Below are 12685 nucleotides of genomic sequence, written 5' to 3' on the forward strand. Positions count from 1 at the left end.
GTCCTTGGTGTTCTGGCTCGGGCCGTGGGGGACGGAGCGCGGCTTCGGGAGGGTGGCGGGACGTGGCGGGCTGATCCGGTGAACGGTACCGGTCGCTCAGGCGCGCAGATCCACGCCGATGTCCAGAATCGGCGCGGAGTGGGTGAGCGCGCCGACCGCGAGGTAGTCGACGCCGGTCTCGGCGACCTCGCGGGCGCTCTCCAGGGTGAGGCCACCGCTGGCCTCCAACCGGGCCCGACCGGCCACCAGGACGACCGCCTCGCGCAGCTGACGGGGAGTCATGTTGTCCAGCAGGATCAGGTCGGCGCCCGCCTCCAGGACCGGCGGGATCTGTTCGAGGTGGTCCACCTCGACCTCGACCGGCACGTCCGGGAAGGCTGCCCGGACCGCCTTGAACGCCGCCGCGACGCCGCCCGCCGCCACCACGTGGTTGTCCTTGACCATCGCCGCGTCGGACAGCGACATCCGGTGGTTGACCCCGCCGCCGCAGCGCACCGCGTACTTCTCCAGGGCGCGCAGCCCCGGCGTGGTCTTGCGGGTGTCGCGCACCGAGGCGCCGGTGCCCTCGATCGTGTCGACCCAGGCCCGGGTCAAGGTGGCCACGCCGGAGAGCCGGGACAGCAGATTGAGCGACACCCGCTCGGCGGTGAGCAGCGCGCGGGTGCTCGCCTCGGCGCCGAACAACACCGTGCCCGGCGGCACCGCGGCGCCGTCGGGCACGTGTCGGGTGACCACCAGGTCGGCGCCGCAGACCAGTTCCAGGACGGCCTCGGCGACCGGGACACCGGCCACCACGCCCGCCGCGCGCGCGGTGTACTCGGCGTACCCGCGGGCGTGGTCGGGGACGGTGGCCACCGAGGTGACGTCCACACCCCCGTCGAGGTCCTCGGCCACGGCGGCGCTCGCGAGCGCCGCGACGGCAAGCGGGTCGAGCCCGGCCTCGGCCAGGCGCGCGGTGAGATCGGCGGACAGCTGGACGGTGCTCACGCGGTCGACTCCTTGGGTTCGTGGGCCTGGTAGGCGACCTGGACGGCGCCGTCGCGCAGGGACGTGACGAGGTTGCCGCGCCACCGGGCGTCGTCGAGGTCCGGACGGTCCTCGCGCCAGTGGCAGCCGCGCGTCTCCTCGCGAAGCAGCGCGGCGCGGGTGAGCACGCTCGCGACCAGGTGCAGGTTGGTGGTCTCCCAGGTCTGCGTGCACGGATCGGTACTGGTACGACCGGCCAACGTGGTCAACTCGGCCTCGGTGGCGGCCAGTCCGCCGGCGTGGCGCAGTACGCCGGCGCCCGCGCTCATCGCGCGTTGCAGCGGCAGCCGGACCGCCTCGCCGATCAGCCCGGCAGGTCCCTTCGGCGCGACCGGCTCGGCGAACGGCGGCATGTCCCGGGCCAGATCGGCGGCGATCCGCTCGGCGAAGACCAGGCCCTCCAGAAGCGAATTGGACGCGAGCCGGTTGGCGCCGTGCACGCCGGTGCAGGCCACCTCCCCGCACGCGTACAACCCCGGCACGCTGGTCCGGCCGTGCAGGTCGGTACGCACCCCGCCACTGGCGTGGTGCGCGGCGGGCGCGACCGGGATCGGCTCGGTCACCGGGTCGATGCCGTGCGCGCGGCACGCGGCCAGGATGGTCGGGAAGCGGTGCTTCCACATCTCCGCGCCGAAGTGCCGACCGTCCAGGTACATGTGCTCGGCGCCGGTCTCGGCCATCCGGCGCACGATGCCCTTGGCCACGATGTCGCGCGGGGCCAGCTCGCCGAGCGGATGACGGTCCGTCATGAACCGGACCCCCGCCGCGTCCACGAGATGCGCGCCCTCGCCGCGGACCGCCTCGGAGACCAGCGGTTGTTGCCCCTCGGCGCCCGCGCCCAGCCACAACACGGTCGGATGGAACTGGACGAACTCCAGGTCGGTGACCTCGGCCCCGCCGCGCAGCGCGAGCGCGACCCCGTCGCCCGTGGACACCGAGGGGTTCGTGGTGGAGGAGAACACCTGGCCCATGCCGCCGGTGGCGAGCACGACGGCGCGCCCCACCGCGGCGCCGACCCCGTCCCGCGCGCCCTCGCCCATCACGTGCAGCGTGACTCCGCAGGCACGCCCCGACGCGTCCTTGAGCAGGTCGAGCACGAGCGCGTTCTCGATCACCTCGATGTCGGGCGTGGCCCGCACCGCCGCGACCAGCGCCCGCGATATCTCCGCGCCCGTCGCGTCCCCGCCCGCGTGCGCGATCCGATTGCGCAGGTGCCCGCCCTCGCGGGTGAGCAGCACGTCGCCGTCCGGGCCGCGGTCGAACTCGGCGCCGGTGGCGATCAGTCGGCGTACCGCGTCCGGGCCCTCGCCGACCAGGACCCGGACCGCGTCCTCGGCGCACAACCCGGCGCCCGCGACGAGGGTGTCCCGCAGGTGCTGTTCGGGGGTGTCGCCCTCGCCGAGCGCGGCGGCTATCCCGCCCTGCGCCCAGCGCGTGGAGCCCTCGTCCAACTGGGCCTTGGTCACCAGGAGCACCCGGCCCGCACGGCGCGCGCGCAGCGCGACGGTCAGGCCCGCCACCCCGGAGCCGACCACGATGACGTCCGCGCGTACGGTCCACCCGGGATCGGGTGCGGCCAGGCGCGCGGGCTGTACGGGTGCGTTCACGACGCGGTCCGGGCGCCGACCACACGATCCCCGGCCACACGATCCCCGCGGACGGTCTCGCCGCCGGGCAGCGGCTCGGCCGGGTCGTGCCCGGTCCCGGTGATCGTGTTGGTCGCGTCGACGAACACCACACGCGGCCGCATCGCCCGCGCCTCGGCGTCGGTGACCTGCGCGTAGGCGATGATGATCACCAGATCGCCGGTGTGCACCAGGCGGGCCGCGGCGCCGTTGATCCCGATCACACCGGTGCCACGGGGGCCTGCGATCGTGTAGGTCTCCAGGCGCGCGCCGTTGTCGATGTCGACCACGTGCACCAGTTCGCCGGGCAGGATGTCGGCGGCTTCGAGCAGATCCTCGTCGATGGTGATGGATCCGACGTAGTGGAGGTCCGCCTGCGTGATCGTCGCGCGGTGGATCTTGGACTTGAACATCGTGCGCATCATGACCGGGGGACTCCCGTGATCGTCAGGCGGGCGTTGTCGATGAGCCGGGTGCTGCCGACCCGGGCCGCGATCGCCAGGATCGCCGGGCCGGCGTGGTCCGCGGCCACCGCGGTGAAGTCGTCGGGGTCGACCAACTCCAGGTAGTCGGGCGTCAGTACGGCCCGCAGCACGTCGTCGGCGGCGGCCCGAACCGCGTAGGCACCATGGCCGGCGTGCCGAGCGCCCGCGTCGAGCGCGCGGCTCAGCGAGAGCGCGATCTCCCGCTCGGCAGCGGAGAGATAGCGGTTGCGGCTGGACCGGGCCAGCCCGTCGGGTTCGCGGACGGTGGGCACGCCCACGATCTCGACGGGGAAGTTCAGGTCGCGCACCATGCGCCGGATCAGCGCGAGTTGCTGGGCGTCCTTCTCGCCGAAGAAGGCGACCTTCGGCGCGGTCAGGTGCAGCAGCTTGGCGACCACGGTGAGCATGCCGTCGAAGTGGCCGGGCCGGGAGGCGCCTTCGAGCACCGCGCCGGTGGGTCCGGCGCTGATCCGTACGCGCGGCTCGCCGCCCGGGTAGACCTCCTCGACCGAGGGCGCGAACACCACGTCGGCGCCCGCCTGCTCGCTCAGTTGCAGGTCGGCGTCGAGGGTGCGCGGGTAGCGGTCCAGGTCCTCGCCCGCGCCGAACTGGAGCGGGTTGACGAACACGGTGACCACGACGTGGCCGGTCGGGCCGACGAACTCGCGCGCCGCGCGGATCAGCGCGGCGTGGCCCTCGTGCAGGGCGCCCATGGTCATCACCACCGCGCGCAGCCCGTACGGCCGGGTGTCCTCGACGAGTTCGGCGGCGGTCCGCGCAAGTCGCACGTCGGTCACGGTCGGCCTCCCTCGGCCAGTACGTCGAGCAGCGCCTCGGCCGCCTCGGCCTTGAGCAGGCCCGCGTTCAGCGCCCGGTCGGCGGTCAGTCGGGCCATCGCGACGTAGGCGGCGAGCGCCTCGGGCGAGACCCGGCGCAGCTCGGCCACGTGCGCGGCCACGGTGCCCGCGTCGCCGCGCGCCACCGGGCCGGTGAGCGCGTGGTCGCCGGCCCGCAGCGCGTTGTCCAGGGCGGCGCCGAGGAGTGGTCCGAGCATCCGGCCGGGGGCCCGCACGCCGGCCAGGCCGAGCAGTTCGATCGACTGCGCGACCAGGGTGACCAGGTGGTTCGCGCCGTTGGCCAGGGCCACGTGGTAGAGCGCGCGGTCGTGCTCCTCGATCCATTCGGGCTCGCCGCCCATCTCCACGACGAGCGCCTCGGCGACCGGGCGCAGCACCTCGGGCGAGGTGACGCCGAACGAGCAGCCGGCCAGTCGTTCCAGGTCGATCGTGCTCCCGGTGAAGGTCATCACCGGGTGCAGCGCGAGGGGCAGCGCGCCGGCGCGGGTGGCGGGCTCCAGGATGTCCACGCCGTAGCGGCCGGACGCGTGCACGAGGAGTTGGCCGGTCCGGATCGCGCCGGTCTCGGCCAGGCCGCGCACGAGCGCGTCGAGCGCGTCGTCCGGGACGGTCAGCAGGGCCAGGTCGGAGACCGCGAGCACCTCCTGCGGGGTGACCAGCGGGACGCCCGGGAGGAGGTCCTCGGCGCGGCGCCGGGACGCCTCGGAGACGCCGGAGGCGGCCACCACCGAGTGCCCGGCGAGGGCGAGGGCGGCGGCGAGGGCGGGGCCGACGCGGCCGGTGCCGACGACGCCGACGCGCAGCCGCGCGGGGCGGTGGGCGGGGTCGGGCGAGCGGCCGTGCGGATACGGGGGTGCGGTGATGTCGTTGTTCACGCGAGCGAGCCTTCCGTTCCAGTCCGCGGCGGGTACCGGACGAGTACTGGCCCGATCAGGGTACTCACGCGCCGGGCGGGCCGATCCCCGGGTTGCTCGGCGGGTCGGTCGGACGCGGGGCCGGCGGCGGCCACCGATAGCGGGAGGAGCCGGCCAGGTACGAGGCACGCTGGACGACCTTGCGGCGGATCAGCTCGGGTCCGCGCATGCCGATCGCGCCGAGCGCGGTCAGCACCAGGCCGGTGAGCAGCATGGTGCCGGTGACCACCCGCGCGACGCGGACGCTGCGCGGGCCGCCCTGGGTCTGGAGCGAGTAGGCGGAGGAGGCCGGGCGGCCCCCGTCGGCGGTCGGTTGCACTGTCGCGACGGCGCTACTGCGCTCGGGTGACGTGGGGTGGGCCGGGCCGACGTCCAGGGTGCCGGCCGCCGCGACGATGCCCACCGCGGCGACCGCGAGCGCGCAGCGTCGACCCGCGCGGATGACCAGTTGACGGCTTCCCACGGGGAGCCTCCCGGTGACCGGTGACGATGGACCAGGTGCGAGGGTTCGGCCTCTCCTTCCCCGAGTCGATCGCTTATGTGTCCCCTTTCGCCCCCGTTCGCATGCCTCACCCCCGAAAAACCCCGGGAAACAGCCACGTGGGGCCGCGCGTGGCCGGAACAGAGCCGACGGGCCGCCGCCGACCGGGCGCCGCCGCGCCGGGGGTACCGGGGCCGGAGCACGGCGGTCGACCGAACGTCGCGGGGCGCCGGGGGCGGGCGGCGGGTCGGGCCCCCGAAGCGGCCCTAGCCGAGTCGGATCGGTAGGTGGGTCAGGGCGTTGTTGAGGTTCGAGGGGAGGCGTTTCGGGGGGCCGGTGGGCTCGATGACGGGGTAGGTCGCGAGCAGTTCCTCGAAGAAGACCCGGCCCTCCAGGCGGGCGATGTGTACGCCCAGGCAGAAGTGCTCGGCGAAGCCGAAGGACAGGTGCGGGTTGGGTCGGCGGGTGATGTCGAAGCGCTGTGGGTCGGCGAAGACGTCCTCGTCGCGGTTCGCCGACGTGTAGTACATCGCCACCTTGTCGCCCGCCCTGATCGGGACGCCGCGCAGCTCGGTGTCCCGGGTCGCGGTGCGCCGGAAGTAGTGCAGCGGGTTGGCCCAGCGCAGGATCTCCTCGACCGCCCCCGGCACCAGCGCACGATCCGCGCGCACCACGGCCAACTGGTCCGGGTGGGTGAGCAGCGCATGCAGCCCGGCGGACAACATGGTCTTGGTGGTGTCGTTGCCCGCCGTCACCAGTTGTACGAAGAATCGGCCGAAATCCGCGTCGCTCATCATCCGGCCGCCGAACTCGGACGCCAGGATCAGCGACGTGAGGTCCTCGCGCGGCTCCTCGGTCCGCCGCCGGGCCGCGAAGCCGATCGCGTAGCGGGCCATCTCGATCGCCGCCACACCGCCCTCCCCCGCCGTGTTCCGCTCGGCGAGCGCGTGGATGTGGTCCCAGTCCCGCTCCGGCAGGCCCATCAGCTCGCCGATCACCTGGGTCGGCAGGCTGGACGTGACGTCGTGCACGAACTCGACCTCACCGGTGCCCACCCGCGCGAAGATCTCCCGGCAGATGGTCCGGATCCGCTCCTCCATGCCGCCGACCACCTTGGCGGTGAACGACTTCACCAGCGGCTTGCGATAGGCACGATGGCGCGGCGGGTCCATCGACAGCAGCGTGCCGCGCAGCGCGTCGAGCCGCTCCGGGTCGAGATCCTCCACGATGATCCCGCCCGCCTCGGCGGAGAACAGCTCGGGGTGTTGCGAGACGTACTCGACGTCGGCGTGCTTGAGCACGGCCCAGTAGCCCGGCTGTCCGGGGATGTCCTGCCAGTAGACCGGCCGGGTCGCGCGCAGCTCGGCGAACAGCGTGTGCGGCGGGCCGGCCAGGTATCGCTCCGGGCGGTAGAGGTCGGGTTCGGTCGGGTCGAGCGTGGTGGTCATGGTGCTCCCTCGGGGCCTCGGATCGGACGGTGGTCAGCCCACGAGCACGTTCGGGCGGCCGAAGCCCTGGGCCTGGCACAGGGCTTCGTACGCGCGCAGCGTGCCCGCGCCGTCGGTGACCGAGGTGACGTCGCCGTCGGCGTCCAGGTTGAGATTGGCGCCGTACATCTGGAAGACCACCCGGGTGTCCGGCTCGACGCAGGTGAGGGTGTGTATCGAACCGGCGGGCTCGTACAGGAACGAGCCGGCCCGGTTGACGTAGTCGTACTCGACGTACTTCCACGCACCGGAACTGGTGTAGCCGTACACCGGGCCGGTGTGCCGGTGCGTCTCGACGGCGAAGCCGGGCTGGAAGATGTTCTCCACGATCCAGAGGCCCTCGTCCTCCTTGACGCACAGCACCTTGAGCTTGTTGCCGCCGCCGATCTCGACGAACGGCAGGTCCTCGGCGCCGATGTGCACGGCGGGGCGTCCGGCTGCGGTGGTGGTCATGCGGTTCCTCCCGAAGGCGAGCACTGCTCCTGTAACGGTGTAACAGCATGCCTCGAACGGCGGCGGGTTTCGAGGGCCACGCGACCTGGGCAACACCATCGATCGCACGCGCGAACGCATGAGGACAGTGGACGGGGAGCGGGAGATGGGTCAGCTCGAGGGAAAGGTGGCCGTGGTCACCGGGGGCGCGGGCGGCATCGGGCGCGCGTGTTGCGAGCGGTTCGCCGAGGAGGGCGCCGACATCGTGGTCGCCGATCTGTTCGACGAGGCCGCGATGGACACCATCGAGGCGGTCGAGAAGCGCGGCCGGCGGGCCACCTACATGCGCACCGACGCGAGCAGCCCCACCGACACCGGGACGGTGATGCAACACGCGATCGACACGTTCGGCGCGATCGACGTGCTGGTCACCGCCGCGGGCATCGCCACCGCCGACCATGCCGGCGGTCGGCCCGGTCCGCCGGCCCCGATCGAGCGGGACCCGATCCGCCGGTTCACCGACAGTCCGCTCGCCGAGTGGCAGCGGGTGCTCGACGTGAATCTGACCGGCACGCTGCTCGCGGTGCAGGCCGCCGCGCGCTGGATGGTCGCGCTCGGCCGGCGCGGCTCGATCATCACCATCGCCTCGATCGCCGCGAAACACCCCGAGGCGGGCGGGCCCGCGTATTCGGTGTCCAAGGCGGGCGTGTGGATGTTGACCAAGCAGGCCGCGCTGGCCCTGGGCCCGGCCGGGATCCGGGTCAACGCGATCGGCCCCGGCTTCATCGAGAGCAATATGACCGCGGTCCTGCGCGGGATGCCCGAGCTGGAGCAACAACTGCTCGGCAGCGTGGCGCTCGGCCGACTCGGCAGCGCCCGCGAGGTGGCCAACGCGGCGCTGTTCCTGGCGAGCGACCAGTCGTCCTATTTCACCGGCGAGATGTTGCACCCGGACGGCGGCTTCTACACGGACTGATCGGGCGCGGGCCGGGCCTCGGCCCGCGCCCCGAAAGCGGGTGCCGGCTACCGGCCCCGAGCCTTGACCAGGCCCGTCTCGTAGGCGAGCACCACCACCTGGACCCGATCCCGCAGCCCGAGCTTCATCAGGATCCGGCCGACGTGGGTCTTGATGGTGGCCTCGGACAGGAACAACCGCTGTGCGATCTCCGCGTTGGACAGGCCCTGGGCGACCAGCATCATCACCTCCAGCTCACGCTCGGTGAGCGCGTCCACCACGTCCGGCCGGGGCTCGTGGTCGCTGGGCAGGATCGGCGCGAACCGGTCCAGGAGCCGCTTGGTGGTGCTCGGCGCCACCACCGCGTCACCCGAGGCCACCGCGCGGATCCCGGAGAGCAGCTCCGGCGGCGGGACGTCCTTGAGCAGGAAGCCGCTCGCGCCGGCCTTGAGCGCGGCGAACGCGTACTCGTCCAGGTCGAACGTGGTCAGCATCAGCACCTTGGGCCGCACCCGGCCCTCGGGCAGTACGAGCGCGCCCTCGCCGCCGTCCGCGCAGATCCGCCGGCACGCCTCGACGCCGTCCATCCGCGGCATCCGTACGTCCATCAGGACCACGTCCACGTCCACGTGCCGAAGCTTGTCGATCGCCTCGACGCCGTCGCCGGCCTCGGCCACCACGCTCATGTCCGGCTGGGCCTGCAACACCATGGTGAAACCGGTCCGTAGCAATTCCTGGTCGTCGACCAGCATCACCTTGATGCTCACTGGGCTCCTTGAAGAGTGGTCCTGGGCGTGCCGGTGGAGAGGGACGAGGAATCCGGCCGACCGGCGTAGGGCAACATCGCGCTGACCGACCAACCGCCGCCGATGCTCGGGCCGGTACGCAACCGGCCGCCCAGCATCGCGACCCGCTCGCGCATGCCGACCAGGCCGTGGCCCATCCCGTCGCCGGGGGCCGCGGCGCCGCGGCCGTCGTCGCTGATCTCCATCTTCAGGCCATCTTCCCCGTAGCCGACGCCGACCGTGGCGGTGGCATCGGGACCGGCGTGCTTGCGGGTGTTGGTCAGCGCCTCCTGGACGATCCGATACGCGGTCAGCGCGACGCTCTGCGGCAGCTCGACCGGCACCCCCTCGATCCGGAGTTCGACGTTGAGGCCGGTGGTGCGCACCTGCTCGACCAGTTCGCCGAGCTGGTCCACGCCCGGTTGTGGGACGTAGGCGTCGGTCTCGGTCTGCGAGCGCAGCACACCGAGCAGCCGGCGCATCTCGGCCAGCGCCTCGCGCCCGGTCGCCGCGATCGTGCCCAGCGCCTCGCGGGCCCGCTCCGGCGACGCGTCGATCGTGTACGCCGCGCCGTCGGCCTGCACCACCATCACCGACACGTTGTGCGCGACCACATCGTGCAGCTCCCGCGCGATCCGGGCCCGCTCCGCCGCCGCCGCGAGCTGCGCCTGCTGGTCCCGCTCGAACTCGAGCCGGGTGGCCCGCTCCTCCAACTCGGCGTAGAACGCCCGGCGGGTGCGCATCGAATCGCCGAGCACCCACGCGATCCCGAGCAGGACCACGGTGAAGCACAGCGCGAAGAGGTTGGTCCGCCACGACGTCTCCCCCGGGAATCGCGCGAGCAGGACGGACGGCCCGATCAGGGTCATCGCCAGCCCCGCGCGGGACAACCACCGCGGACCCGATTTGGCGGCCGTGTACAGCGCCACGAGCATCGCGTAGTTGGCGAAGGTGATGGTGCCGTCCCAGACCAGTTGCAACAACCCGGCGACCACCACGAGGGCGGTCGCGGTCATCGGTCGCACCCGGTGCAGCGCCACGGCGACGCCGAACATCAGCACGATCAGCAGCCACCACCCCTTGGGGGCGTCCCCGGCGCCGTCCGAGAAGATCTGCAATACACCCAGGCCGAAGACCGGAAGCGCGCACACCGAGTCGACCAACAGCGGGTGCGCTCGCAGCCAGGCATAGATTCGTTGCACACTTCGACGCTACGTGGGACCCGGGCGGGCGCGCGTCAACCGACGTGCCGAATCATCCCTCCGCCCCAAGTCGCACCCGGTGGGGCTCCGGCTCGACCCGGGGACCTGCACCGCTGCCTCAGATGCCGGCCGCGGGTCGGACCGGGAGCACCGCGCGCACCCGCCAGCCGCCGTTCGGGCACGGCCCGGTCTCCAACCGGCCGCCGAACAGCGCGACCCGCTCGCCCATGCCGACCAGGCCGTGGCCCATCCCGTCGCCCGGGGCCGCCGCGCCGCGGCCGTCGTCGCCCACGTCCAGTTCCACGTCCTCGCCCAGGTAGCGCAGCCGGACCAGCGCCCTGACGTTCGAGCCGCCGTGTTTGCGGGTGTTGGTCAGCGCCTCCTGGACGATCCGGTACACGGTCAACGCGACCCCCTGGGACAGCTCGACCGGCACCCCCTCGACGGTGAGGTCGACCGGCAGGCCCGCGCTGCGGACCCGCGCCAGGAGGTCTTCGAGCTGCTCGACGCCCGGTTGTGGGACGTAGGCGTCGGTCTCGGACTGCGAGCGCAGTACGCCCAGGAGTCGGCGCATCTCGGCGAGCGCCTCGCGCCCGGTCGAGGAGATCGTGCCCAGCGCCGCTCGGGTCAGCTCGGGCGCGCCGTCGAGCGCGTACGCGGCGCCGTCGGCCTGCACCACCATCACCGACACGTTGTGCGCGACCACGTCGTGCAGCTCACGCGCGATCCGGGCCCGCTCGGCCGCCGCGGCGATCTGCGCCTGCTGATCGCGCTCGCGCTCCAGCCGATCGGCCCGATTCTCCAGTTCGACGTAGTACGCCCGCCGGGTGCGCATCGAATCGCCGAGCACCCACGCGATCACGAACGGGCCCATCAGGAGCAACGTGAAGAAGACGACGCCGGTGGCGCCCACGTCGGGGTTGTCCCACCAGCGCAACATCGCCGCGATCGGCGCGAGCACGCCGCCGATCAGCGCGGTGCGCGAGGCCCAGCGCGGGCTGTACGCCGCCGCGCTGTAGGCGATCGCGGGCATCGCGAGCGCCTCCAGACCCGGCGCCACATTGTCGAAGAGCTGGAACAGGCCGATGGCGAAGGTGGCCAGCAGGGCGAGGGTGGGATTGCGCCGGCGCAGCAGCAGCACGATCGACATCGCGACCAGGGCGACCAGGTGTGCCACGTCGGGCGGGCCCGGCCGGTCGACGATCACCTCGAAGAGGCCGAACATGAGCAGCAGCAGCGCCCACGCGCCATCGACGAGCAGGGGGCGCCCGCGCAGCCAGGCGTACAGGTGATGCACACAGGCAGGGTAGACGGGCACACGCGTTCGCCCACACTCCGGACGGACCCACCCAGACCGACCCCGGGCGCGCCCCGGCCTGCCCGGCAGCGCCGTCGGGCCGGTACCGTCGGGAGCGATGGAACGACGGCTGACCTGGAAGGAAGCCACCCGTCGGGCGTTGTACGGAGCCGAGGGCTTCTACCGCCGGGCCGAGGGCCCCGCCGGGCATTTCCGCACCTCGGTGCACGCCTCCCCGCTGTTCGCCCGGGCGCTGGCCGACCTCGCCTCGACGGCGGGTCTGTCGACCGTCGTGGACGTGGGCGCCGGGCGCGGCGAGTTGTTGATCGCGCTGTGCCGGATCGCGCCGGGGCTCGAATTGATCGGCGTGGACATCGCCGACCGCCCCGAGGCATTGCCGCCGTCGATCGGTTGGGGAGCGGAGATTCCGGCCGGCCGAAACGCGCTGTTGATCGCCAACGAGTGGCTGGACAACGTGCCCGCCGACGTGGTGGAGGTGGACGGGCACGGCGTGCCGCGCGTGGTGGAGGTGGACGCGCACACCGGACACGAGCGGCTCGGGCCGCCGGTCGGGGACCAGGACGCGCGCTGGCTGGCGCGCTGGTGGCCGCTGGCCGGCGCGGAGCCCGGCACCCGGGCGGAACCGGGCGGGCCGCGGGACGCCGCGTGGGCGGGCGCGGTGGAGCGCCTGGAGCGGGGGGTCGCGGTCGCGATCGACTACGGCCACGTGCTCGGCGAGCGCCCGCCGTACGGCTCGCTCACCGGCTACCGGCAGGGCCGCCAGGTCCCGCCGGTGCCGGACGGCACGTGCGACGTCACCTGCCATGTCGCGATGGACGCGGTCGCCGCGGCGGGCGCGGCCGCAGGAGCGCACGACACCGTGCTGACCACCCAGCGCCAAGCGCTCCACGCCCTGGGCCTGACCGCCACCCGCCCACCCTACGAACTGGCCCGCACCGACCCGACGGGCTACCTGGCCGGCCTCCGAGACGCGGGCGAGGCAGGCGAGCTGACCGCACGAGGCGGCCTGGGCGACTTCCACTGGCTGACCCAAGCCAAGAACATGCCCCTCCCCACCCGCCTCCGCCCTTGACCCCGACTCCCAACCCAACCCGGCCGACCCATGACGCCACCCGCCG

Annotated in this window: 13 protein-coding genes; 2 read left to right on the plus strand and 11 right to left on the minus strand. The window is 73.1% G+C overall.

The annotated features are described in order from the left end of the window. Nucleotides 1-96: 96 nt before the first annotated feature. From nadC to ABIA38_RS33705, 8 genes are all read right to left on the minus strand, one after another. Complete coding sequence (gene nadC / locus ABIA38_RS33670) at nucleotides 97-987, minus strand: carboxylating nicotinate-nucleotide diphosphorylase (protein ID WP_424642707.1); 891 nt, start codon at nucleotides 985-987, stop codon at nucleotides 97-99. Next, complete coding sequence (locus ABIA38_RS33675) at nucleotides 984-2633, minus strand: L-aspartate oxidase (RefSeq protein WP_424642708.1); 1650 nt, start codon at nucleotides 2631-2633, stop codon at nucleotides 984-986. The genes nadC and ABIA38_RS33675 overlap by 4 nt, the downstream gene beginning before the upstream one ends. Beyond that, entirely contained in the window at nucleotides 2630-3076 is a 447-nt protein-coding gene (panD, locus tag ABIA38_RS33680) for an aspartate 1-decarboxylase (protein ID WP_424642709.1), read from the minus strand. Before panD ends, ABIA38_RS33675 begins: the two co-directional genes overlap by 4 nt. Continuing rightward, nucleotides 3073-3933 carry a pantoate--beta-alanine ligase gene (gene panC / locus ABIA38_RS33685; protein ID WP_424642710.1) on the minus strand — a complete coding sequence of 287 codons (861 nt, stop codon included), beginning with the start codon at nucleotides 3931-3933 and terminating at the stop codon, nucleotides 3073-3075. Before panC ends, panD begins: the two co-directional genes overlap by 4 nt. Next, complete coding sequence (locus ABIA38_RS33690) at nucleotides 3930-4868, minus strand: Rossmann-like and DUF2520 domain-containing protein (protein ID WP_424642711.1); 939 nt, start codon at nucleotides 4866-4868, stop codon at nucleotides 3930-3932. The genes panC and ABIA38_RS33690 overlap by 4 nt, the downstream gene beginning before the upstream one ends. Nucleotides 4869-4932: 64 nt before the next feature. Then, nucleotides 4933-5370 carry a hypothetical protein gene (locus ABIA38_RS33695; RefSeq protein WP_424642712.1) on the minus strand — a complete coding sequence of 146 codons (438 nt, stop codon included), beginning with the start codon at nucleotides 5368-5370 and terminating at the stop codon, nucleotides 4933-4935. A 284-nt stretch (nucleotides 5371-5654) separates the two neighbouring features. Beyond that, a complete protein-coding gene (locus ABIA38_RS33700; RefSeq protein ID WP_424642713.1) occupies nucleotides 5655-6836 on the minus strand; it encodes a cytochrome P450 in 1182 nt (393 codons plus the stop codon). Nucleotides 6837-6869: 33 nt separating this feature from the next. Then, complete coding sequence (locus tag ABIA38_RS33705) at nucleotides 6870-7328, minus strand: 2,4'-dihydroxyacetophenone dioxygenase family protein (RefSeq protein ID WP_424642714.1); 459 nt, start codon at nucleotides 7326-7328, stop codon at nucleotides 6870-6872. Nucleotides 7329-7473: 145 nt separating this feature from the next. Here ABIA38_RS33705 and ABIA38_RS33710 point away from each other — a divergent pair, with 145 nt between their 5' ends. Next, complete coding sequence (locus ABIA38_RS33710; RefSeq protein WP_424642715.1) at nucleotides 7474-8283, plus strand: SDR family NAD(P)-dependent oxidoreductase; 810 nt, start codon at nucleotides 7474-7476, stop codon at nucleotides 8281-8283. A gap of 47 nt (nucleotides 8284-8330) precedes the next feature. Here ABIA38_RS33710 and ABIA38_RS33715 read toward each other — a convergent pair whose 3' ends face one another. The 3 genes from ABIA38_RS33715 to ABIA38_RS33725 all read right to left on the minus strand — a co-directional run bounded on the left by ABIA38_RS33715 (nucleotide 8331) and on the right by ABIA38_RS33725 (nucleotide 11546). Beyond that, nucleotides 8331-9029 carry a response regulator gene (locus tag ABIA38_RS33715; protein WP_424642716.1) on the minus strand — a complete coding sequence of 233 codons (699 nt, stop codon included), beginning with the start codon at nucleotides 9027-9029 and terminating at the stop codon, nucleotides 8331-8333. Then, nucleotides 9026-10249 (minus strand): sensor histidine kinase, encoded by a 1224-nt coding sequence (locus ABIA38_RS33720; protein ID WP_424642717.1) that lies wholly within the window; start codon nucleotides 10247-10249, stop codon nucleotides 9026-9028. The genes ABIA38_RS33715 and ABIA38_RS33720 overlap by 4 nt, the downstream gene beginning before the upstream one ends. 118 nt (nucleotides 10250-10367) lie before the next feature. After that, a complete protein-coding gene (locus tag ABIA38_RS33725; protein ID WP_424642718.1) occupies nucleotides 10368-11546 on the minus strand; it encodes a sensor histidine kinase in 1179 nt (392 codons plus the stop codon). Nucleotides 11547-11664: 118 nt separating this feature from the next. Between ABIA38_RS33725 and ABIA38_RS33730 the strand changes: the two genes are divergently transcribed. Beyond that, nucleotides 11665-12639, plus strand: a complete 975-nt coding sequence (locus ABIA38_RS33730) for an SAM-dependent methyltransferase (protein WP_424642719.1) — start codon at nucleotides 11665-11667, stop codon at nucleotides 12637-12639. The last annotated feature ends 46 nt before the right edge of the window (nucleotides 12640-12685 follow it).

This window comes from Embleya sp. AB8, from assembly GCF_049739465.1.
GTDB lineage: Bacteria > Actinomycetota > Actinomycetes > Streptomycetales > Streptomycetaceae > Embleya.

Coding starts and splice junctions, on each gene's coding strand:
- ABIA38_RS33705 (WP_424642714.1), bottom strand. CDS start 7,328: ATGACCACCACCGCAGCCGGACGCCCCGCCGTGCACATCGGCGCCGAG.
- panD (WP_424642709.1), bottom strand. CDS start 3,076: ATGATGCGCACGATGTTCAAGTCCAAGATCCACCGCGCGACGATCACG.
- ABIA38_RS33730 (WP_424642719.1), top strand. CDS start 11,665: ATGGAACGACGGCTGACCTGGAAGGAAGCCACCCGTCGGGCGTTGTAC.
- ABIA38_RS33700 (WP_424642713.1), bottom strand. CDS start 6,836: ATGACCACCACGCTCGACCCGACCGAACCCGACCTCTACCGCCCGGAG.
- ABIA38_RS33710 (WP_424642715.1), top strand. CDS start 7,474: ATGGGTCAGCTCGAGGGAAAGGTGGCCGTGGTCACCGGGGGCGCGGGC.